Origin of the sequence: Bacillus sp. FSL K6-3154, from assembly GCF_040869395.1 — a bacterium.
Classification (GTDB): Bacteria; Bacillota; Bacilli; order Bacillales; family Bacillaceae; genus Bacillus; species Bacillus safensis.
This window is the reverse complement of the sequence record NZ_CP152033.1, coordinates 1575990-1599449: the sequence shown is the minus strand read 5'-3', so window position 1 is coordinate 1599449 and position 23460 is coordinate 1575990. Positions and strand designations below refer to the sequence as shown.

Genomic DNA, 23460 nt, shown 5'->3' with positions numbered 1-23460 from the left:
TTTAGAAACGGTCATTTTCAAAAAGAATTTGTTTTACTTGATCAACTGGCATATCTTCACCAGTAAAGAGTTTGTAAGCAAGTGCACCTTGCCACAGCATCATTCCAAGACCGTTAATAGTTTTGGCGCCAGCTTCCTGTGCTTGTGCAAGAAGCTTTGTTTTTTGCGGGTTGTACACAACATCTGTCACGATCAAATCTTCACGAAGTACATCAAGTGTATCATCGATAATGCTGAGCTGATCTAGTGGTTTCATGCCAAGGCTTGTCCCGTTTGCCAGGATCGCACTTTCTGCTACTTCACGGCGGAACGCGTCTTTGTCTTCAAGTGGGAAAATGTTTGCTTTGACACCGAAAGATTTCATTTCGTTGTTGATGTAATTTACATTTTCTTCTGCTTGAACAAAGTATTGGTCATTACGAGCAAAAATGCTAATTTCACGAATGCCGGACTGTGCAAGCTGAATCGCAATCGGAGTTGCCGCGCCGCCAGAGCCAACGAGTGTGACTTTTTTGCCGGCTAATTCAACGCCATGTTCAATTAAATTTCTCACATATCCAAGACCATCTGTGTTGTAGCCGATGAGCTTACCATCTTTGTTTACTACAGTGTTACTTGCACGTGTATATCTTGCAGAATCATCTAGTTCGTCTAAGTAATCCAGTACTTTCATTTTGTTCGGCATAGAGACGTTAAATCCAGCTGCACCCATTGCTTTCATACCGTTTACGGCTGCTTCTAGTTCATCATTCCCTACTTCAAATGCAAGGTAAGCATAGTTGATACCTGTTAGTGTATAGCCAAGGTTATGCATACGTGGTGAAAGGCTGTGCCCGATTGGTGTAGCAAGAAGACCGACTAATTTTGTTTTTCCATCAATATTTCGTTCATGTATGTTTGTCATGATTGACATCTCCTTTAATTATCTAAATAATTTTTTCATGCGTCCAAGAACAAAGACCGCTAGTAATACGCTAATAACCGCAATGATCATATCGAAAAATAACGTCATTTTAATATCGTACGAGCTGACCAATCCACTTGTAATGAGCGGCACGAGAATAAACGCTGAGCTTGCCGCAATGTTGACATAGGATGAAGCCGTTGCTTTGTTTGTCGGGAACAATTTCATCATAATACTCATCGCCAGCTGGAAGATTCCCGCTGTAAATAGTCCTAAGAAGAAGGTGCTGACAATGACAATGCTGTACGTTTCGATTTGGAAAAGTGAAAGCATTGCAAGGAACGCCCCAATTGGATAAATGATCGCCACCATAATCGGTGAAATGAATTTATCTAAGACGATCGAAAGCAATAGAACAGATACCAGTGCACCAATACTAAAATAAGAAAGAAGCTGTGTGGCTTGTTCTGTGCCAAGTCCGATTAATTTCAACCCGAGCTGCGGAAGCCATGTCTGCCATACGACAAACAATGCAGTCGATGTGAATCCCATCAGTACAACAGCTAAGCCTTCGCCAAGCATTTTTGGTTCTTTCTTCAGCTGATCCTGTACTGGAAGAGCGTCTTGTGAAGAAACTTGCTTATGGTTCGGGAATGGCATAAAGATTAAGTAAATCCCTACGAGTAAATAAAGAAGCCCTAGTCCAAAGAACGCCCAGCCCCAGAAGATGTCATGTGCCACTAGGAACGCCAAGATAAATGGAAGAACAGTCGCCCCAATGGATACAGACGCTTTTACTAAAACAGAAGCCGAACTTGCTTTTTTAGGAAATGACTCTGACAAAGCAGGATAGGTTCCTGAATCAAGCAGTGAGTTGGCAATACCTGCTGAAATCGCAAAGATAAATGCCAGTGTATAACTTGTTGTCGTTGGAATACCGATTAAGAATAATAAGTAAAGAAAATTTCCTGTAATAATGACAGGCTTACGTCCCCAGCTGTCGGCTAACCGGCCTGAGAAAAAGAGCGCAATGAGTTTACCAATTCCGATCGCCGATACAAGCAAGCTGATTTTCGGAATATCTACATGGTAGCGTTCAGATAAGCTGTCCATGTTGGAAGCTACAATAATGTTGATCATGCCAAGCATGAAGTAATTTAAATACATGCCAAGTGACGATTTTATATAAGGATTTTTCATGTTCCCACTCCTATATTTGAAACCCCTTTAAGGTCAAATTCTTTGTATACCCTTTGTTATTGTTTCCTTAAAAATGAATAATATGAAGCCCATCACAACACCCCTTATGTGATTGATGAAAAAATAATGAATATTCATCTGTTCTTCAATCGAGTACATCGTTCTACTAAAATGCAAAAAATAATAACAGCCTTGATTAGGAAGTGAAACTTCATGATTTGATCAGAATCATAAAAAAACACTTTTAACTGTTTTTTGATAGAAATAATGATATGACGAAATAGGTATAACGATATACTAAAAGAAGCAACGAGATAAATATACTCCTGCATTTTAAATGTGTCAAGTTTATGACTTTGTGATTTAAAAAAAGAAAAATGAAACAAATAAATAGTTGACTTGATCAATAAAAAAAGAGAATTGCTGCACACAATTCTCTTTTTCATCATGATGGAGAGGTTTCTCTAATATGAAGTTGAGGCTTTAAAATCAATCGCTGCAGCTCTTCATCCTGTTCGTTCATTTTATGATATAAAAGGTTCGCTGCTTTTACCCCGATAGATCGGGGAAATGAGGAAACAGTGGTGAGCGGCGGATGGTACATTTCCGCTTCAGGAACATTATCGAATCCAACGACATCGATATCTTCACCAGGCTGGATGCCCCGTGCTGACAGTGCTTGAATGACTCCAAAAGCGACTAAGTCACTAAAACAAAAAATAGCAGTAGGGGGCTCGGGCTGATCCATCACTTGGGCGAGTGCTTCTTTCCCGCCTTCGCGAGTAGGTACTATATCAATAATAAGCGACTCATCAATCGTCACATTTTCTTCGTCATGCGCTCTTTTGAAACCTTTCATCCGCTCAATCCAAGTCGAAGAGGTCTTAATGCCGCCTAAAAAAGCGATGCGGCGATGTCCCTTTTGAAGAAGATGATGAACCGCCATCCAAGTACCTTGTTCATAATCAACGCCGACATAGTCACATTGCACGTCTGATAATTCACGATTTGCCAGTACTTTTGGGGTGCGAATTTGATTTAATTGTTTGACCGTTCGAGCAGAGCTTTTCGAAGCTGGGTTTAAAATAATCCCGCCCACTCGGTGCTCTACCATGGTGGAAATGAGCCGCTCCTGTTTATCGACACTGTCAAAGGTTGTACCAAGTAAAACAGTATAGCCCAGCGATTCAAGTGTGGTCTGTACGCCAATTAAAAACTCCGAAATAAAGGTGTTAGAAATATCCGTCACAATCACACCAACGATATTTGAGCTTTTTGACCGCATGTTAGCAGCAACGCGGTCGTATACGTATCCTAAGTCCTCCATGGATTGCAGTACTTTGTTTCGAGTGGCTTCAGAGATTCTAGGATTATTTCGAACAACGAGTGATGCCGTTGAAGTCGAGACACCGGCATGCTTGGCGACTTCCTGTAATGTAACACGCTGTTTGTTCATTTTTTTCATTTATCTTCACCAACTTCCATGGATTGCTTAACTTTGTTCATGATCAAGAGGGATTTCTCCATCAAACGAGCCGAACATCTTTTGATTTATTATACATGAATCAGGGGGGATTGATGAAGTGAAGACATATGCGTACCGCCGTAAATCATAAAAGATTACCATTGACAGCTTTCTGAATGAGGCGTAAAATATGAAATTATTCAGAAATAGCAACATTTTAATTAAATAACGAAGGCTATGAATGCTGTGGGTCACACTATAGCAGGAGCAGCTTCTGGAGAGACCGCATGTGTGTGCGGCGCCGAAGGGTTCACAATCTCAGGCAAAAGGACAGAAGAGTACGAAATATTGTATTTGTGATGCATGGATGATGCCGTGTATGACTTTTCTCTATTTTGCTATTCTTTTATGACCGTGAGATTGGAGCGCATCCAATCTCTTTTTTTATGGACTTTTTTAAAGGGTTCATTATTTCAGTATAAGATCGTGTCGTAGGAGGGTGTTAGCATTGGCACAACAAGAATTAAAACGAGATTTATCAAACCGTCATGTGCAATTGATTGCCATTGGCGGAACCATTGGAACAGGGTTGTTTTTAGGATCTGGAAAAGCTATTCAATTGGCAGGTCCTTCAATCATTTTTGCTTATTTAATTGTCGGGATGGCTATCTTTTTTGTCATGAGGGCACTCGGAGAATTGCTATTATCGAAGGCGGGCTATCAGTCATTAACCGATATTGCTGAGGACTATCTCGGCCCGTGGGCATCCTTTGTAACAGGGTGGACGTATTGGTTTTGCTGGATTATGACAGCGATGGCGGATGTCATTGCGGTCGGGGTGTATGTGCAGTATTGGTTTGACATCCCGCAGTGGATTCCTGCCATCATTTGTTTGTTGATTTTACTCGGGTTGAATTTGTTGACGGTAAAGCTTTTCGGAGAAATGGAATTTTGGTTTGCACTCATTAAAGTAATTACGATTCTATTATTGATCGGGGTTGGAATGGTTCTTTTAATCATTGGTTTTCAAACAGATGCTGGACCGGTGACAGTAACGAATTTATGGTCTCATGGCGGGTTATTCCCGAATGGTGTCACAGGTTTCTTATTGTCATTCCAGATGGTGATTTTTGCGTATGTGGGAGTTGAACTGGTCGGTGTGTCCGCAGCAGAAACAGCCAATCCGCAAAAAAACATCCCTTCTGCGATTAATAAGATTCCATTAAGAATTCTATTTTTCTATGTGGGAGCGATCTTTGTCTTACTATGTATCAACCCATGGACTGAGCTCAGTGCATCAGAAAGTCCTTTTGTGAAAACCTTTGGACTCATTGGGATACCAGTAGCAGCAGGGCTCATCAACTTTGTCGTCCTGACATCTGCGGCATCAGCTTGTAATAGTGGCATGTTCTCGACGAGCCGCATTCTGTATAATCTCAGTCATCAAAAGCAGGGGCCAGCTTCCTTCGGACGTTTGAACAAGCACGCTGTCCCAAGCAATGCCCTGTTTGTTTCGACGATCGTGGTATCGGTTGGAGCTCTTTTAAGCAAGCTGATTCCCGAACAAGCCTTTGGTATTGTGACAACGATCAGTGCCATTTGTTTCATTTGGGTATGGAGTATTATTTTAATTAGCCATTTGAAATATAAAAAAACACGGCCTGAATTGCATGAAGCATCTACCTTTAAAGCACCGTTCACCCCTTTTGTGAATATATGTGTTTTGGTTCTCTTCGCTGCGATTCTAGTGATCATGCTGTTTGCAGATGCAACACGCCCCGCGCTCTTATTAACGCCGGTCTGGTTTGGTTTCTTACTATTGATTTATGCACGAAAGAAACGCCGCGCGTCATAATGAAAAGCACAGCCTTTGCATGAGGCTGTGCTTTTGTTCATTTAACGATTTCTAATCTTTAGCACATAATTTGCATTCAAAATGATTAAAACAAGTCCAATCACCATGATTGAGAACAGCTGAGAGTGATTGGCTCCAAGGGAATACACAATCAAAATAAACATGGCGCTGGTCAATAGGATATTCATCATTTGATACGTATGAAACAGTCCGCCAAGCATCACATGCTTTTCGCCTTCGTCCGAAATGGCGAGCAGCTTTTTACTGTAGTCTTTGTCAGATAGACTTGGCAGGTTCCGATTAGGGTAGACAAGCTTTAGAACAGATATTGATATATACGAACTGATAACGGTGACGATAAATAAAGCAGCATTGACGAGAATCAGCCAAAGTGGCTGCTCGGTGACGATCGCGATACCGATGGCAACAATGGAAAAAATGGTACTTACCGTATTGGCTAAAGTCAAATCAGTAAAAGTCCGATATTGTTTTGCTTCCAGTTCATCCTCCTCATCTCCAGAAACCGAAAGAGATACTCTTTTTTTCATACGTGAAATCCCTGAAAAACAATAAATAATCAATAAAATCGTCAATCCACTGATGACAAGAGTCGCTTCAAATGCAACATCAAGAAGTGTCATCTCAAATTCGGCTGCCAGCAGACAGTAAGCGCCGAGAAAGCCAAGGAGAGCACCTAAGAGCATTTTGTATACAGTTTTCATGAGAGTTCATCCTCCTCGAATAGAAAAATACGTTCAATGGGTTCCTGAAAAATTCGTGAAAGCTTAACAGCGAGCAAGAGAGACGGCATTAACTCATCTCTTTCCATTAAGCTGATGGTTTGACGAGAAACCTTTGCACGCTTTGCAAGCTCAGTTTGGTTTAAACCATCACGCGCACGAAGCTCTTTTAACCGATTTTTCATTCTGTCACCTCATTTTTGCTTGAAATCTTTCCTTGATTGTAAAGCATTATATTCATTTTGACAAGTAAAGTTGTCAAAATGATAAAAATAATTGTCAGAAGGATCATCTTTATTCAAAAGGAGAACCATGATACGCTAAAGGAAAGAGAAACAGAAAACAGGTGATGTCCGTGTTCATTGATCAATTAAAAAATGACTTACATCAATCACAATCATTGTTCATTGGAGAAGAGACAGCGTTCAAAGCAGCAGTCCTTATCCCTTTGGTGCAAGTAAATGGAGATTGGCATATATTATTTGAGGTACGATCGCTGACCATGAGAAAACAGCCGGGGGATATTAGCTTTCCTGGGGGCAAGCTTGACGGCAGCGAAACTGCACAGGAAGCTGCACTGCGAGAAACACATGAAGAGCTGGGCATTCCGCCAGAATCGGTCGAGATCCTTGGACAGCTTAGTCCTTATATCGCTTCTCCATCCTTCGTGGTATACCCATATGTTGGTATCATTGATGAGCAAAAAGTGAAACACTCCTTTAATCAAGAAGAAGTAGAGGAGACTTTTACCGTGCCTCTATCATGGCTCAGCCAATATGAGCCGTACTTACATCATGTATCCGTTCAGCCAACACCAGGCGAGGACTTCCCTTATGAAAAAATCATGAATGGTGAAAAATACAGCTGGGGAAGCCGTTCGATTGAGGAATGGTTTTATGATTACGAAAACTACACCATATGGGGATTAACAGCCCGCATATTAAAGCATTTTGTGACTGTTGCAAAAAGAAATTCCTAGAGAATCACTCTCTAGGAATTTGTTGTATTCAGACGTTCCTTCGCTGTTTGTTGTCCATTACTTATTGAAATAGGGGGTTTCGCTTGGCCCAGTCCGTAGGAAGGCATGTTCACATAGATGGATTCATACGAGCCGGCTTGAATTTGGTACGTTTCATGATAAATGCCGACCGCGTCATTATTTCGTGCTCTTTGGTTAAATTCTTTCCAAGCAGCCAAATGCTTCTCCATCTTCGCATAGGCAAGGAGGTCATCGGTTGATTTCCAATATTGAATCATCGCTGTCGTACGTAACCCGAAGTAATTCTCTGTCCCAAGAAACCCAAGCTCATCTTGATGAGTATACAGCTCCTTGATCATGCCAGGCATCGCCATGAACACAGGCAGCCATTGATGAATGGCCCAGCGTTTGTTGATCCTCATTCCGATGATGAACACAACAATCGAATCAGAATTATCCGTTGTAAATCTGCCAGCACGTATGTCTTTTTTCATTCATTTACCCTTCCTTCTTCATTGAATGGAATGTTTCCACGCACCAATCAATTCCTGCTTGAGCCACTCTTTTTCCATAATCTAAAGTAAACAGCCAATACTTCGCATCCGCTTCATCTGGATAAAGCTCTTGAATGTTTTGTTCAATTGAAACATAAGTTTCATAACGAATACGGAGCTGCCGCTCATAATCCTGTAAAAGCACCAATTTTTTCTCAAACGAAAGATACTGACCGAAGAATAACTTTAATAACACTTCATTACGCTCTGTTGGTAACTGATCGAGCGGCTGCGCCAGCCACTTTCTTAACGTATCCAGACCTTTTTCAGTCAAATGATATTCCCGCTTGTCTGAGCGGCCAGAAGCAGCAGCAGGTGAAACTTCCGCAAGCCCTTCCTCGACTATTAACCTTAAAGCTGGGTAAATTTGTCCATAACTGATTTTCCAAAAATGATGCAGGCTTCTATCAATTAATTGCTTCACTTCGTACCCCGACTTACAATCTGTCGTTAAAATACCTAAAATTGCATACGTCGTATCATTGTATTTTTTCATATCAGCACACCTATCTAAAAGATATATCATTTAGATATATATTATGCGATATCCATTGGTGATACAAGAAGTTTTAGAAAAAATCCAATGAAGGAGGTGAAGAGATCGCTAGGAGATGCATCACAATATATTGATAGAAAAAATAAAAATCCGTCAGATCAATGATCAGAGGAGGTATGTATGAATAGATCAAAAATCTGGATCGTAGCAATTTTAGCGGTACTAGTCATCGTTGCTGTCAGCTGGATAGCATACCAAGCAAATGCAAAAAAGAGTGTATTGAACAACTATTACGCCTTTGTATATAAGACAAAGGATCAAGTGAACTGGTTCAAGGTAACGGAGAGAAAAGGGAAAGTCACTGGTTATCTGAATGAAACCATTTTGGAGGAAAACCCAAAAAGACACTTTGATCCCAACCTATTTATCAACAAATATAAATTAACTGGTAAAACTGTTGAAAACGGTTACGAATTTCAAGTGAAGCATGAGAAAGAGACGATCACATATAAAGTTCACCTTGATGAAAAAGATCTTTCTGTGAAAAAACAAGGTGAAAAGTAAAGCATCACATATAAAGCAGTTGATCAAACAAAACTACGTGCTGTTCAAAAGGACATTCATGACCGATATGATGAATTGATGGAGGACTCTGAGAATAGATTCCATGATTATGTAAGAAACTTTATTAAGAAAGTAACAGGCGCTTATGGTTATCTGTATACAGCGGAGGATGGTTCATACCAGCAATTTCTAAAAGTAAAACGGATGTATATGCAGTCTGAATGGGCAGGTTCTTTTTTGATGAGAAAGGTCCCAGGAGATAGTGGTGAACCATATAAAGAAACGAAACATACAGCCGGTGGTGTTTCAGATGGGATAATGTTTGATTTGAGTACCTATCCTGCAATTGAAAAGGGGTTTATTTTAGGGGAAACTGATCGAGATGCAACATCAATTAAATTCCCTTTTAAAATGGCAGGCGGTACAATAGAATTTAAAGCTGTCACGAAAGAGGAATATCAAGAACAAACGGAAGCATTCAAAAAGCAGGCTGAAGAAAAGAAAAAATAGATGATGATAAACCAGATGGGTCATTTTAAACTTATCTGGTTTTTAGATGGAAGTAGTTTTTGGTGAGTGATAAAAGGATATTTATTGTATAAAAAAACAGGAAGGTTACTTCAACAATGAAAGAAGAGTAATTTGGGTATATAGACCTTAATAATTTTTAGAAAATTAAATGTTGACGCTTTCATATAATCAATATATACTAAAAGCAAATCCAATATGAATAAATTAGACATGTGACTGGTCATGCAGGCAGGATCTAAAAACGATGAATTTCTTTTATTTGTCGTTTTAGGTCCTTTTTTTATTGCCAAAATATAGGTCTCGTGTATGAGAAAAGGGGGAGGAAAAATGAATTACACACAAGTTGCCAAAGACGTTTTACAGCATGTAGGCGGCAAAGAAAACATTGCGCACCTTGAGCATTGTTCAACAAGACTTCGCTTCACACTAATCGATCAGAAAAAAGCAGATGTATCAGCACTAGAAAAAACACCAGGTGTTATAGCTGTCAGAATGTCAGGACAATGCCAAGTAGTCATTGGGAATGACGTCATTGAAGTGTATCAAAAGGTAACAAGTTTAATAGGCAGCAGCTCATCAGGCCAAGATGTGCCTTCCAATCAGCCAAAAGAAAAAAGAAAAGCAGGCACAGTTCTATTAGATTTCATTGTAGGTGTCTTCCAGCCGCTTGTACCAGCTATCGCAGGCGGAGGAATTTTAAAATCATTTCTTCTCCTTTTCTCTTTATTAGGCTGGATGGATGCAAAGGGACAAACCTATCAAATACTGAACATGGTAGGTGACGCACCACTTTACTTTCTGCCTTTACTAGTTGCTGTAACGACGGCGAATAAACTAAAAGTAAACCCGCTGGTCGCACTATCAGCAGTCGGTGCGCTCCTTCTGCCGAACATGACGGCGATGCTTACAGAAGGTGCGCAATTACTTTCATTCGATGTAAAAAATATAGCTTATGCGTATCAAGTGTTTCCGGCAATCCTTTCTGTATTGCTTTACGCGCAAATGGAAAAATTCTTTACGCGGTTTTCACCAAAACCAATTCGGATTTTCTTCGTTCCGATGATGTCATTGGTCATTACTGTACCAGTTACGCTACTTCTGTTAGGGCCGATTGGTTTTACAGCAGGGCAAGGTTTTTCATCTATTATTCTTGCGATGTTTAATACGGTAGGCTGGGTAGCTGTCGCCATTTTAGCAGCGGTTCTCCCGTTCATGGTGGCATCAGGCATGCACAAAGCAATGGTCCCTTATGCAGTCACAACGATGGGGAACCTAGGGAAAGAAGCACTTTATTTACCAGCATCACTTGCGCATAATATTGCGGAAAGTGGAGCTTGTTTTGCTGTCGCACTTCGAACAAAAGACAAGGTACTCAGATCAACAGCCATTTCGGCAGGAATATCAGCATTTTTTGGCATCACAGAGCCGGCGCTGTATGGTGTGACACTGCAAAATAAGCGAGTCCTTGGAAGTGTTATGATTGGTTCGTTTGTTGGCGGGATTTTCATTGGTTTAGTTGGTATACAAGCCTTTGTGCTTGTTGGCCCTGGATTAGCAAGCATGTCGATGTTTATATCAGATGAGCTCCCGCGAAATTTGATGTTTGCTATCATTGGAGCGGTCATTTCGTTTATTGTCGCCTTTATCGCTGCTTTTGTATTAGGTAAAGATCGAACTGTAGAAGAAAAGACAAAGGCCCAAGCTGGGTTTGCTGAAAAAATTGGAGCAGGAGAAACATTCAAAAGCCCTGTGATTGGTCAAATGATCTCTCTATCTGAAGTGAAAGATGATATTTTCTCTTCAAAGGTCATGGGAGAAGGAATTGCCATTGTACCTTCAAAGGGAGCACTTTATGCACCAGTAGATGGAGAGGTAACCTTACTGTTCGAAACAAACCATGCACTTGGTATGAAGACGGACCATGGAGTTGAAGTATTATTCCACATCGGCATTGACACCGTTCAGTTGGAAGGTCAGTATTTCCATCCAAAGGTGCAGGCTGGAGAGCGTGTTCAAGCGGGTGATTTATTGATTGAATTTGATCTAGAAAAAATCATGGAAGCAGGGTATGATCCAGTAACTCTTGCTGTAGTCACAAATACAGATCAATATGATATTAAGGTACAGCCATTACAAGAGGTCAATCGTCAAGATACATTGATGGTTGTTACACAATTAGGAGGATAATCATATGAAAAAAATCAAAGGTTTTCCAAAAGGATTTTTATGGGGCGGCGCCATTGCTGCTAACCAGGCAGAAGGCGCCTGGAATATAGATGGAAAGGGACCGTCTGTTGCAGATATTGCAATGTACCGTTCCAACTTGAGTGTAGAAGATTATGAAGGTCATCTTGCTGTTACCACTGAAAATATAGATCGTGCGATGAAAGATCCAGACGATAAAAAATACCCAAAGCGCAGAGGTGTTGATTTCTATCATCATTATAAAGAGGATTTGGCTCTCTTTGCTGAAATGGGATTTCAAACACTTCGCATTTCTATTGCATGGAGTCGTATCTTCCCTACTGGAGAAGAAGCGGAACCGAATGAAAAAGGGCTGCAATTTTATGATCGTGTATTTGCAGAAATGAAAAAACACAACATAGAACCGATCGTGACACTCTCTCATTATGAAATGCCATTAGCCCTTAGTGTGAAATATAACGGCTGGGTTGAAAGAAAAGTAATCGACCTCTTTGTAAAGTTCGCCAATGTTTGTTTCGAACGTTATAAAGATGATGTGAAATATTGGCTCACTTTTAATGAAATTGATAGTATTCACCGCCACTCTTTCATTACAGCGGGAATTATTCCTGATCGCTGTCCAGAAGGAAAAGTGGAAGAGACGGTGTACCAAGCACTTCATCATCAATTTATTGCATCTGCTCTTGTAACAGCAGATTGCCATCGTATCATCCCAGGTAGCCAAGTAGGATGTATGCTGACTAAATTGACAACGTATCCGCATACGTGCCACCCGAATGATGTGGAACAAGCTTTGAAACAAAACTTAGAAAACTATTTCTATGCAGATGTTCAGGTATTTGGCGAGTATCCACCGCTGATCAAGCGCATGCTTGAGAGAAAAGATATTCATATTCAAATGGAAGCAGATGATCTAACCATTTTAAAGGAAAACACAGTAGATTTTATCTCATTCAGCTACTATATGTCTTTAACGGAATCAGCCCAAGAAGGATTAGAAGAGACAGAAGGAAATACCATTCGTGGAGTCAAAAACCCTTATCTTCCTTCAACTGACTGGGGCTGGCAAATTGATCCGGTTGGTCTGAAAATTTCTTTGATCGAATTGTATGATCGCTATCAAAAACCTCTTATCATTGTCGAGAACGGCATGGGTGCAAAGGATGTAGTTGAAAGTGATGGCTCAATTCATGACGACTATCGTATTAACTATTTTAAGGAACATTTCCGTCAAATGAGAGAAGCCATTGAAGAAGGCGTCGATCTCTTCGGATATACGAGCTGGGGCTCAATTGATATTATTAGTGCAGGTACATCACAAATGTCAAAACGCTATGGCTTCATTCATGTAGATCAAGATGATGACGGGAACGGGACATTAAAACGATCTCGAAAAGACTCATTTTATTGGTACAAAAAAGTCATTGAGACAAATGGTGAATCGCTTGATTGAACACCACAATCATGAAAACAGGTGATGACGATGTTTAAAATCAAAAAAGTTTTAAACTCGAGCGTGGTCCTGGCTGAAGATCAGAACCAACAGGAGATGGTTTTGTTCGGCCGAGGAATTGGCTATGGACAGAAACCAGGTCAAATGATAGAAGAGAAAAAAGCGGACCAAGTCTTTATGTCAGTCGATAACATGAGAGCAAAAGAATTTCTTCAACTGTTAGATTCAATGCCTCAAGAATTTATCGATTTAACTCAACACATCGTCCAATATGCAGAAAAACGTTTAAACTCAAATTTAAATTCAGGTATTTATTTTACCTTAATGGATCATTTGAATTTTGCAGTGGAACGTCATAAAAAGAATATTAATATTACGAATCGCGTGTATTGGGAAATCAAAAATTACTATACAGAAGAATTTGAAGTAGGAAATTACGCACTTGAGTTAGTCAATGACACATTTGGCATACAATTACCAAAAGAAGAAGCTGCCAATATCGCCTTTCACTTAATTAATGCATTAGGTGAAGAGTCCGAGTCGAAAGATGGTATGAAATACGCCAAGATGATCGGAAGTATTGTCAATCTTGTGCGCTACACGTTGAATATGGAAATGGATCAAGAGAATATTCATTACAGCCGGTTCATTACACATGTGAAATTCTTTGTAGAAAGATTTTATGCTGATAAATTATTATCAGATCAAGAAAATGAGTTATTTGAACAAATTGCACACTTATATCCTCAAGCGATGGATGTTGCTTTTAAAATCAAAGACTATATTAAACAGGTGCATAGTATCGTCATTCCTAATGATGAGCTTACTTATCTTGCGGTACATATACACCGCCTCATATGTTATCAGCAACTAAAATAAATGTGGAACCACTTGCCTTGATGAGGCGAGTGGTTCTTTGTATGACCAATGTTATATTAAGTTCCGATAGGGCGTTCTGTTGTACCAGGATTGCCATCATTTAATGTATTGAAAGCCCCTGTTTGTCCTAAAACAACGATGGTCAAAGTGATGATCAATAAACTCATTTTTTTCATTAGAATTCCCCCAGTCAATGATAGGATGTTTCATGCGATCAGCTTCCTTTAAAAAGAGATAGGCTTGATGAATTGCTCCCAGCTCTTCAAAGTGTTTTGCAGCTAATGCACTTAATTCACAGACTCCTTCAGCATCTTTTAATTTTTTAAGAATGCTGATTTCATCGAAACAGGCTTGAGCTTTTTGAGCCATATCTTCAGTGAAGTATAGATGGTAAAGCAAATTCATTTTTGCTGTATAGGTGGGGCATTTCTCTGATTCATGTTTTTGGTTCACCAATTCGAAGTAATAGAGAGCTTGTGTCCTTTCATCGATAGAAAGCAGCTCTTTCATTAACATGTACATGGAGTGATGAAAGTAACACGAAGAGAGGTAGTCTTCATCACTAAGAGCCTTTTCTAGGGCATCAATACATTTTTTGGATTCGCCAGCTTCGGCGTACAAAATGCTGATATTATGATAAAGCTGTGATGTTAGAAAATGATCGTTGAGACTGTCTGCGATGTGTAATGCTTTTTTGTAGTAGTCTTCTGCTCTTATAAAGTCACCAATGTCCATATAATTAGCAGCGGCGATGACAAAGGCTGCAGCTAGTCTTCTCTCATATCCTTCATGACTTTTGAAAATATCAATAGCATTCTGAATATAGTGTAGAGAAATCAGGCTTTGACGAAGCAGCATATATAAGTTAGCGATTTTCGTATGAAATTCTGCTACTTCTATTTCATCAGGAATGTGTTGTAGTTTTTTCTCGGCAATTTTAAACAGTCCAATAGCTGATGCATAGTCTCTTTTATATGAAGCGTAAAGGGCTTTGTATAGGTAAAAGTAGTATTCAATTAAGTCGTTTGTTTTAGAGGGGCAATCTGGCTCTGGCTGTTCCTTCAGTTTTGTACCTCTCCGTTCATATAACATGAGCTTATACTTGCCTTCTAGCAATGAGTAATAGGTCAAGACTTCCTGATTTTCTTCCATTTTTTGAAGTAATTCTTTTAATTCTGTATACATTGCTTTTGCACTGTGTACATCATGCTTGCGAATTGCAATTCTCCAATCATTTAAACGATTCCCCACCTGTTCAGCAGAAATGATAGCCATGGAAATTTCACCTCTTTAAGATCCTTTCACCTGTTTCATAAAAAACGATATCACAATTTTTGGTAAAATATAATCGTTTCTGCGAAGTGATTGACAAGAGGTAATAAAAAGGACCTAAGGTCATGTGATGTACGATATTGTAAGGGTGAGTGCTTGTTAGCACAAATGAATAAAATCTCTTTTTGGAAATCTAAAAAAGGGATATATACAATGGATTTTATGATAATGAACGAAAATATCACTCGTATATTTGGAATAAAGCAGTTTTAACTATTTCAGAGGAAAAATGGAAGGTCGATCTAGGAAAGAAAATCATGTATGATGTTGCTAGATCATGAGATAAGAAACTGGTAGATGACGACAAAAGTAAGTATTAAACACAAACTCCGACCTTTTAGAAAGGATGTTGAAATGAAAAAAAGATTTCAAAGTTTAAATGACAAATCACAGTCATTATCGCGACTCTGTTACTTGTTTTAGTGACTGTTTATATGTCAAAGAGATACTTTTATAGCAAAGAAATTGAGCTGCTGACAGAATCTTGTCAACAAGCTGGCGGCAAAATCATCTTAGAAACAAATAGTTTGTCTATGGATTACTCGTTTGAGTGCCAAAAAAAGTAGAACAGGCAGTTTCCTGCCTGTTTTTACTCAAATTAAAAACCTAAATCTTGCAGCCATTGATTTAATCTCATTTCTCGGTTCTCGGCAGTTGAATGGACATATCTACCTAATTGTAAACTGTCTGCAATTTCTCCGTCATTCATAAACATGATTTTTTCAGAACGAAGAGCCACCTTAGGGTCATGTGTGACAAGCAGCAGTGTTGCTCCTTCAGCGTGTACTCTTGAAAAAATATTCATCACTTCCTTCGTTGTACTGGAATTAAGAGCACCTGTTGGTTCATCAGCAAAAAGTATGTCTGGTTCATTCATGAGCGCTCGGCAGATAGCGGCTCTTTGAAGCTGTCCTCCCGATACTTCTGTCAAATATCTATTTGCCAAATGATCAATATCAAGTTTTTCCATTAAATATTGAGCTCGTTCATTCAATTCTTGTCTTGTCTTTTTCTTTGCTAAATAAGCTGCAGTAATGATGTTGTCAAATAGATTAAGATTTTTTAATAAATGGCTGTGCTGAAAGACAAACCCCATCTCTGTTAAGCGCAGAGCAGTTAACTGTTTGTCTGTCATTTCTGATAGTGATCGGCCTTTATATTTGATCTCTCCTGTTGAAGCTTTTTCTATGCCGCTAAGCTGATAAAGTAGTGATGTTTTCCCGCATCCAGAAGGTCCCATAATGGTCACGAATTCCCCACGCTTTATCGATAAATGAATATTCTTAAGAATCGTTTGTTTCTGTCCTTTTAATGAATCGATATGCAATGACAATTGCTGCGTTTCAATCAAGTGTTCCATGTGAAACATCTCCTTATAAAAGTGTATGCCTTGTCGTTTGACTAGAAAAAAACGTCTTCAATAACCAGGTGGTCAAAGCTAAATTGACAATAACTAGTGTAACGGGGTACACAACTGACACCCATTGCGGTGACAGCCACTGGAGGCTCGATGCCCCTAATGTTGCTCCACCTATACTCATCAAAGCAGGACCAATGGTACTCACCGCGATTGTTCCAATAAAGGCGCCAAAACACAGAACAACGATAAAACTCGATATATATTGTGCTGTTATATCTGTTATAGAAAATCCAATTGTTCTTAGCATGTGGTTTCGGCTCGAATCTTTCGCCTTTAACATGTGCAGAAACATGAATAGCATTAAGCTGGCGGTTCCAAAGGCAGCTAATGCAGCAAAAAATGCAATGACTTTTACAATAGCTGCTGTGCTGCCGATCGTTTGATGAACGTATTCTTTCATATCTGTCACTTTTGCAGGAGATACCTTTTTTTCAAATATTGTCTTTTTCTCTGCAAGATTTACTCCTGGCTTTAGTTGGATTTGAATGGTTTGCCAAAGAGCTGGTTGAGGAAATGGCTGTGATATTGCTTTTGCTGTTTTGCCTCCATTTGTCACGTCCTGATAAATACCTGTCACCGTTCTTTGGATTTCATGCCCATTAGTTACGAGAGTGATTCTTTCTCCTATCTTTTTCTGAAGTGAATCTGCATTTAATACGGATAAGGCAATTTCTTCATTCTTTACAGGCTGCCGTCCTTGTAAATAGTTGAGGGGAAATGCTGAGAGCTTACCTGTTTCTAAATAGAGCGTTTCTAATGTGTTATCCTTTGATTTTGCCTGAAGAGATGTAGTTTCATAGATGGCTGCTGTTTGTATGCCTTGATCTTGACGAATCATTGATTCTATTTCGTTTGTATTTTTCGCTAGATGATTTCCTTGGCGTATATCCATTCGAAGGTCACTTTTACCAGAGCCAAGGTATGTGATGAAATCCGGTGATTGTAAGGTATGCCATAGCTGAATAGGCATGAGCATTAAAAATGTACAGAGTGCAATAATACAAGTAATCGTTGTGTACAACTTCTTTCGTGATATCAGGTCTTTTAAACCAAGCCAAATATTGATTGGTATGAACCTGCTTTTCTTAAGGTGCATAGGTATTTTTTTCTTATGATTCGGTGAATTGATAACGCCTTGAAGTGCTTGAGCAGCTGATATTTGACCAAACTTTCTTAGGACAGCATAGCTGCAAGAGATGACGATCATTGCCGTCGCAATAGAAACAAAAAGCGGGATTAACCAATGAGCAAAAGAAGGCTGTTTCCCCAAGTATCGGTGAATATTGGTTGTAAACATATCACCAAATATAAGCGTTAACACATATCCTGCTATACACCCTGCACAAGCAAGCGCGGCATACTTACCAACGTATAATTGCTTGATTCTTGTTAAAGGGATCCCAAGCACCTTCAGTATGCCAATTTCACGTTCATCCTCTTCTATTGAAGCCGTCATAGCAAGATGGAGAGAGAGAAGGGCTATACTGATGAGCAGCAGGCAAACAAGCAGGAGAATGGCAATGACCATTCCATCTGTCAATGCATTCAGCATACGCAGTAAAGGTAGTGTGACAGCTGGACCTTGTTGTGGCAGTTGTGATGATTGATAGATTGCTTGAAAAGTATCTGTCTGCGCGGCATCATGTAGTAAAAATTCGATTAAGTACTCTTTTTGTTGAAACACTTGATTTATTGCATCCCAATCCTCGTTATGAAGAAGAAATCTTTTTGAACTGACAAGACTGGGGTTCATTTGTGCATCTCGCAAGAACGCTTTGATGCGAAAGATGAATTGATTAGCTCCTTTCTCAATCAGTAATGTTTCACCTATGTTAAGCCGATACTTTTGTTGAAAATAAATTGGGACAGCCACTTCACCTTTATTGACAGTAAGCTTTTCGTTTTGTTCATTTAGAAGAAAATCAAAGTTGTGATTTTGCTTCACAAATAAATGATCCATCACACCTGCTTTGGCAGGCTCATGTCCGAACCTGATGTTTGCATGTTCAATTGGTATCATTGGGACGATTTGATGGGCTTTTACCATGGATTGCTTGCTTGAAAATACTTCAATGTCTTTTTCATTTAGGTCGCCGTCATGCATTTGGACAAAGTCTGGTGCTTTGGCAGAATGGAGCAGGTTAGAAATGGAACCATTCAGCTGTACGATCATTTGAGCTGCACTTGCTGCGAGAAATGAAGTCATCATGATGCAAATGGTTAAGCCGATTGAAATGAGACGGTGTCGGGTTAAGTCTTTCTTTATAAACGCTAATCTCATGAGGCTGCTTCTCCTTCATGCTGAAGCATATTTTTTGTTAAGCAGGCTAGTGCAAACATGAAAGTACTGACAATGAGCACCGTCACATACATGGTGGCTGAAAACGTATTGAACAAAAATCCATACATCATTTGGCCAAGCGGAGCAGCACATTGAGAAACCATTGTCAGATTGGCCATTACTTTTCCTAATTGATGATTTGGTGTTTTCTTTTGAACATGTGAAATCACAACGATTGAGATCATAGTTAGCAGCATAGCAATTGGAAGACATCCTGCTAAAAAGAGAAAATAAGCTGGATAAGTACCAAATTGAAGAGCTGTTTTGGATGTTGAAAGCGCCATAGGCAGCAAGATGACTGCGATGACAAGAAGCCAGCGATATAAAGTAGGAATGCGCCAATGCTTCGCTACAAGTCCAACTAGCAGAGCCCCCGCGATGACAGCGAACTCAATCAAGCCCATGCCTATTCCATACATGATGTCACTGCTCTTCATTGTGACCCTTAAAATGATTGGACCCCCAACAATAAAAAATGGTGTAAGGATGAAATTTAACATTGCGGCAAGCAGCATGGCTTTTTTTAAAAATGGCTGGCTGCCAATATAAGAAAATCCTTGTTTCATATCTTTTATGAGTACCTTGCTCATGGACTCTGTCAGCGGACTAGGGGAGAAGGAAATGTTTAGCCGTAAAAGCATGCAGGCTGATAGAAAAAATACGATGGCACTCGCACCGATGATGGCTTGGCTTCCAATCATTCCGTATAGAACTCCTCCGATAATAGGTGCGAGAACACCTGAAAGTGCCTGAACGCCATTGACAATGCCGTTTGCTTGTTCTAATTGCTCTTGTTTCACTAGCTGTGGAATGCTGGACATGACAGCGGGAGCATAGAACGTACTCATCACGCCAAGCATTATCATGACAGCTCCGATCATATAGAGTGAATCATTTCCCGAAAATAACCAAAAATAAAAGGCAAGAATCATCATGCCGGTGAGGACATCAAATAAAATCATTAAATTCCTTCTGTTAAATCGGTCAGCGATTGCACCAGCTAACGGTGAGAGAAGGAGCGGGATATTGGATAAAGCGAAAAGTAAGGCATATAAATCAACTCGATGCGTCATATCCAGTACGTGTAAAGATAGAACAAATCGAATGAGAGAAGATCCGAAAACGGAAATAATCTGTCCGAGAACGAGGTAGATAAAGTGGGATGACCCTCTTTTGGATAACAAAGACATGAATATCACTCTCCTTTTAGACCGACCGTCAGTCTATAATGTATGCAGGATTGGTATTGAAGTGACCAATCACTGATTATTTTCATCCAGCTCTCCAGATAATCGCTTCAGCAGGAATGAAAAGCTCCCCTTTTCTGCATGCAATGAGGATTCGAGTATATCTATAAAAGCTAAAGCGCGTTGTATACTTTCTTCGGCTGTCCATTGAAAAAGGCCTTCATCAAATATGACCTGTGCAGAAGCAAGGAGAAATTCAACCGTCTCTTGCGGATACTTCGTTTTGAATGTCCCTTCCTCTACACCTTGCTGAATGACATCTGCCAACACGGGTGATAGTTCTTTAATGGCTTTGATTAAGCTTTTTTGATGCATTTCTGCATTAGAAGGCTGATGGAACTGATCGATCATGCCCTGTTTATGGCTTCCTTGCTGAGGTGATTGCGCCATGATGATACGAAATAGTTTGTCAACGACTGGAAGGTCTGGCTCAGCTGCAATACGCTTTGCCACGATGATATCTTCTTTGATGATCCTGTCAATAATGGCATCCATTACTTCTTCTTTGGATGAAAAGTAGTAGTAAAAGGTGCCTTTTGCGATGCCAACGGCTTTTAATATGTCAATAATCGTTGTTTTCTGATAGCCTTTGGTTGAAAAAAGCGCTTCGGCTGCGTTTAATATGTCATTTTTACGTTCCTCAGGATGTTTAACGGTTCTCATAAAGCCATCCTTTCTTTTAACTAGACTGTCGGTCGGTTCTTGATTTGATTAAACACTTTTCAGGGTGTCTTTGTCAATGGCTGGTTATGATACATTGAATGAAAAAAACCTTCAGGGGAGATGACAAATGCAATTTTTGACCAGTGAATTGGCTCAAGAAATGGTTGAACGTACGATGCATATTTTACATAAAAACATCAATGTGATGAATGCAGATGGTGTCATTATTGGTTCTGGTGAACGAAACAGGATTGGCCATAAACATGATGGTGCACGGCTTGTGCTGACAAGCGGGAACAGTGTGGAAATTGACCAGGAGACCTCTTTGCGCTTAGAAGGGGTGAAACCTGGGATTAACTTGCCTATCTGCTTCCATGAACAAGTAGTTGGTGTGATTGGAATTACTGGTGAACCAGAGGACATTCGGCATCATGCCGAGCTGGTGAAGATGGCAGCTGAACTGGTGTTAGAGCAATCTTTTCTGCTTGAGCGGGTTCAATGGCGTCATCGAATAGAGAGTGAAATTGTCAATCAGTTGATTTCATATTCTGATGTTGGGGATCATCAGCTGAAAAATCGAGCTGCTTGGCTGGGGATGGATTTAGACAAGCGCCGAATGGCTATTGTTTTTCAGCCAGTTCCATCCTCAGAGGATGCTGTTCATAAATTGATGCATGCGATTCAATATGATAAGAATGCGGATGATTTACTTGGCATGACCTTTTGTCATGAATTGATTCTTTTAAGTCAGCCCATACCTGAACATCGAGTAAAGCAGGCGGCAGGTCATCTGCAAAAAACAATGCAAAGAGCAGTAGGAAGCCAAGTGTTAGTGGGGATAGGGACTGTCGCTGAAGACATCAGCCAGCTGCCAATTTCTTTTCAGCATGCGAGAGAAGCCCTGAGGTTAGGGAAGGCTCTTGATCCGGAAGAAAGTATGTATTTCTTTGAATCGTATCAGCTGGAAAGCTTATTCATGAAGGTGGGAATTGCTGAAAAGAACAGTCGATGGACTGACTTTTACAAGCCTTTGACACAAGAAGCAGAGCTCGCCCATACATTAAGGGTTTACATTGAAGAGGGCGGTGATTTGCAAAGAATTGTTGATCGTTTATTTATTCATCGGAATACATTGCGTTATCGTTTAGACAAAATTCAAGGATTGACCGGAAAAGACCCTCGTCATGTAAAACAGTTAATCGAGCTTTATATGGCGCAGCTAATGACTCAACTATCTTGATTGTGCAAATGCACAATTCGGTAGAGTGGTCAGTTAAAAAAGTTCATCCAGATTCACAACACAATCCCTTAGGGTAAACGCTTACAATTGGAGAAAGATATTTTTAGGGGGATTGAGAATGGGTGGAGATGTGACGGTAAGTACTCTGGGAGCCATGGCGGCGCTTGTGATCGCGATTGTTCTCATTCTAAAAAAAGTATCACCTGCTTATGGCATGCTGGCTGGTGCATTCATAGGCGGATTGGTTGGCGGGGTAGACATTGTTCAGACCGTCAACGTTATGATGGAAGGTGCTAAGGACATGATTCCGGCTGTCCTTAGAATTATGGCCGCAGGTGTACTAGCTGGTGTTCTCATTGAATCAGGTGCAGCGTTATCTATCGCTGAGGCCATCGTGAGAAGGCTTGGTGAGGCGAGGGCACTATTAGCACTCGCTCTTGCAACGATGATTTTAACAACAGTGGGCGTTTTTGTAGATGTTGCGGTTATCACGGTAGCGCCAATCGCACTTGCCATTGCCAAACGCGCAAAGCTCTCAAAAACGGGAATACTCCTTGCTATGATTGGAGGCGGGAAGGCAGGAAATATCATGTCACCGAATCCGAATGCCATTGCCGCTTCAGACGCTTTTGGTGTACCTCTGACTTCAATGATGGCTGCAGGAATCATTCCAGCTGTGTTCGGGTTGGCTGTTACATATGTATTAGCTAAAAAGCTTGCAAACAAAGGGACACCCGTTCTTGAAGAGGAAACTGGGCAAAGTAAAGTTCAAATACCTTCTTTTTTTCAAGCACTGGCTGGTCCGCTGGTTACCATTTTATTGTTGGCTTTAAGGCCGCTTTTTCAAATCAATATAGACCCAATGATCGCTTTACCGATTGGAGGGATTGTAGGTGCTCTTTTCATGAAAAAAGGGAAATTTCTCAATGATTATGCGATGTCGGGGCTTCATAAAATGTCAGGTGTAGCGATCATGTTATTAGGGACAGGTACATTAGCAGGAATCGTATCGAATTCTTCCTTAAAAGATGTGTTTATTCAGGCACTGGATGCATCGGGTTTACCTCCATATTTACTTGCGCCTACTTCCGGGATATTTATGTCAGCCGCGACCGCTTCGACAACAGCAGGAACGGCGGTAGCGAGTGGTGTGTTTAGCGGAACACTGATTGGGCTTGGTGTATCTGCTCTTTCAGGGGCAGCCATGATTCATGCTGGCGCAACAGTGCTTGACCATATGCCGCACGGGAGCTTTTTCCATGCAACAGCAGGAAGTGTTCAAATGGATATTAAAGAGCGTTTGAAGCTCATGCCTTTTGAATCGTTAATCGGTTTGACGTTAACCGTTGTATCGACCATTATTTTTGGCGTTTTCCAGCTGTTTGGCTGAGG

19 protein-coding genes, 1 pseudogene and 1 riboswitch are annotated in these 23460 nt (G+C 40.3%); of the genes and pseudogenes, 8 read left to right on the top strand and 12 right to left on the bottom strand.

All coding sequences use genetic code 11. The annotated features are described in order from the left end of the window. Window position 1 precedes the first annotated feature (1 nt). The 3 genes from MHH61_RS08360 to MHH61_RS08350 form a co-directional block, all read right to left on the bottom strand. Window positions 2-904: a shikimate dehydrogenase gene (locus MHH61_RS08360; protein ID WP_024423990.1), complete on the bottom strand. Its 903-nt coding sequence runs from the start codon at window positions 902-904 to the stop codon at window positions 2-4. An 18-nt stretch (window positions 905-922) separates the two neighbouring features. Beyond that, window positions 923-2104 (bottom strand): MFS transporter, encoded by a 1182-nt coding sequence (locus MHH61_RS08355; RefSeq protein WP_024423989.1) that lies wholly within the window; start codon window positions 2102-2104, stop codon window positions 923-925. 445 nt (window positions 2105-2549) lie between these two features. Beyond that, window positions 2550-3569 (bottom strand): LacI family DNA-binding transcriptional regulator, encoded by a 1020-nt coding sequence (locus MHH61_RS08350; RefSeq protein WP_024423987.1) that lies wholly within the window; start codon window positions 3567-3569, stop codon window positions 2550-2552. Between the two features lie 264 nt (window positions 3570-3833). Continuing rightward, a riboswitch (glycine riboswitch) is annotated at window positions 3834-3913 on the top strand. Between the two features lie 164 nt (window positions 3914-4077). Between MHH61_RS08350 and MHH61_RS08345 the strand changes: the two genes are divergently transcribed. Next, complete coding sequence (locus MHH61_RS08345) at window positions 4078-5424, top strand: amino acid permease (protein WP_061110315.1); 1347 nt, start codon at window positions 4078-4080, stop codon at window positions 5422-5424. A 41-nt stretch (window positions 5425-5465) separates the two neighbouring features. Here MHH61_RS08345 and MHH61_RS08340 read toward each other — a convergent pair whose 3' ends face one another. Both MHH61_RS08340 and MHH61_RS08335 read right to left on the bottom strand, forming a co-directional pair. Continuing rightward, window positions 5466-6146: a DUF3169 family protein gene (locus tag MHH61_RS08340; protein ID WP_024427588.1), complete on the bottom strand. Its 681-nt coding sequence runs from the start codon at window positions 6144-6146 to the stop codon at window positions 5466-5468. Next, on the bottom strand, window positions 6143-6349 hold the full coding sequence (locus tag MHH61_RS08335) for a helix-turn-helix transcriptional regulator (RefSeq protein ID WP_003215336.1): 207 nt from the start codon (window positions 6347-6349) through the stop codon (window positions 6143-6145). Before MHH61_RS08335 ends, MHH61_RS08340 begins: the two co-directional genes overlap by 4 nt. 170 nt (window positions 6350-6519) lie before the next feature. Here MHH61_RS08335 and MHH61_RS08330 point away from each other — a divergent pair, with 170 nt between their 5' ends. Further along, window positions 6520-7143, top strand: coding sequence for a CoA pyrophosphatase (locus tag MHH61_RS08330; RefSeq protein WP_125586966.1), 624 nt, complete (start codon window positions 6520-6522; stop codon window positions 7141-7143). An 11-nt stretch (window positions 7144-7154) separates the two neighbouring features. On the opposite strand, the gene MHH61_RS08325 is transcribed toward MHH61_RS08330, so the two are convergent. Beyond that, window positions 7155-7637 carry a DUF4188 domain-containing protein gene (locus tag MHH61_RS08325; protein WP_056765249.1) on the bottom strand — a complete coding sequence of 161 codons (483 nt, stop codon included), beginning with the start codon at window positions 7635-7637 and terminating at the stop codon, window positions 7155-7157. Window positions 7638-7641: 4 nt separating this feature from the next. Further along, on the bottom strand, window positions 7642-8193 hold the full coding sequence (locus MHH61_RS08320; RefSeq protein WP_056765252.1) for a PadR family transcriptional regulator: 552 nt from the start codon (window positions 8191-8193) through the stop codon (window positions 7642-7644). Between the two features lie 180 nt (window positions 8194-8373). Between MHH61_RS08320 and MHH61_RS08315 the strand changes: the two are divergent. From MHH61_RS08315 to MHH61_RS08300, 4 genes and pseudogenes are all read left to right on the top strand, one after another. After that, window positions 8374-9267 (top strand): annotated as a pseudogene (locus MHH61_RS08315) (hypothetical protein). Between the two features lie 348 nt (window positions 9268-9615). After that, a complete protein-coding gene (locus tag MHH61_RS08310; RefSeq protein ID WP_125586964.1) occupies window positions 9616-11475 on the top strand; it encodes a beta-glucoside-specific PTS transporter subunit IIABC in 1860 nt (619 codons plus the stop codon). A gap of 4 nt (window positions 11476-11479) precedes the next feature. After that, window positions 11480-12946, top strand: coding sequence for a glycoside hydrolase family 1 protein (locus MHH61_RS08305; RefSeq protein WP_024423979.1), 1467 nt, complete (start codon window positions 11480-11482; stop codon window positions 12944-12946). Between the two features lie 30 nt (window positions 12947-12976). Then, entirely contained in the window at window positions 12977-13825 is an 849-nt protein-coding gene (locus tag MHH61_RS08300) for a PRD domain-containing protein (protein WP_125586962.1), read from the top strand. A gap of 96 nt (window positions 13826-13921) precedes the next feature. Here MHH61_RS08300 and MHH61_RS08295 read toward each other — a convergent pair whose 3' ends face one another. The 5 genes from MHH61_RS08295 to MHH61_RS08275 form a co-directional block, all read right to left on the bottom strand. Next, window positions 13922-15100, bottom strand: coding sequence for a Rap family tetratricopeptide repeat protein (locus MHH61_RS08295; protein WP_125586960.1), 1179 nt, complete (start codon window positions 15098-15100; stop codon window positions 13922-13924). 655 nt (window positions 15101-15755) lie between these two features. After that, on the bottom strand, window positions 15756-16517 hold the full coding sequence (locus MHH61_RS08290) for an ABC transporter ATP-binding protein (protein WP_125586958.1): 762 nt from the start codon (window positions 16515-16517) through the stop codon (window positions 15756-15758). Window positions 16518-16530: 13 nt separating this feature from the next. Continuing rightward, complete coding sequence (locus tag MHH61_RS08285; RefSeq protein ID WP_125586956.1) at window positions 16531-18858, bottom strand: FtsX-like permease family protein; 2328 nt, start codon at window positions 18856-18858, stop codon at window positions 16531-16533. Next, window positions 18855-20108, bottom strand: coding sequence for an MFS transporter (locus MHH61_RS08280; protein WP_125586954.1), 1254 nt, complete (start codon window positions 20106-20108; stop codon window positions 18855-18857). Before MHH61_RS08280 ends, MHH61_RS08285 begins: the two co-directional genes overlap by 4 nt. A 69-nt stretch (window positions 20109-20177) precedes the next feature. After that, complete coding sequence (locus tag MHH61_RS08275; RefSeq protein ID WP_024427578.1) at window positions 20178-20828, bottom strand: TetR/AcrR family transcriptional regulator; 651 nt, start codon at window positions 20826-20828, stop codon at window positions 20178-20180. A gap of 127 nt (window positions 20829-20955) precedes the next feature. Between MHH61_RS08275 and MHH61_RS08270 the strand changes: the two genes are divergently transcribed. After that, window positions 20956-22068, top strand: a complete 1113-nt coding sequence (locus MHH61_RS08270; RefSeq protein WP_025093736.1) for a sugar diacid recognition domain-containing protein — start codon at window positions 20956-20958, stop codon at window positions 22066-22068. Between the two features lie 118 nt (window positions 22069-22186). After that, window positions 22187-23458: a GntP family permease gene (locus MHH61_RS08265; protein ID WP_025093737.1), complete on the top strand. Its 1272-nt coding sequence runs from the start codon at window positions 22187-22189 to the stop codon at window positions 23456-23458. The last annotated feature ends 2 nt before the right edge of the window (window positions 23459-23460 follow it).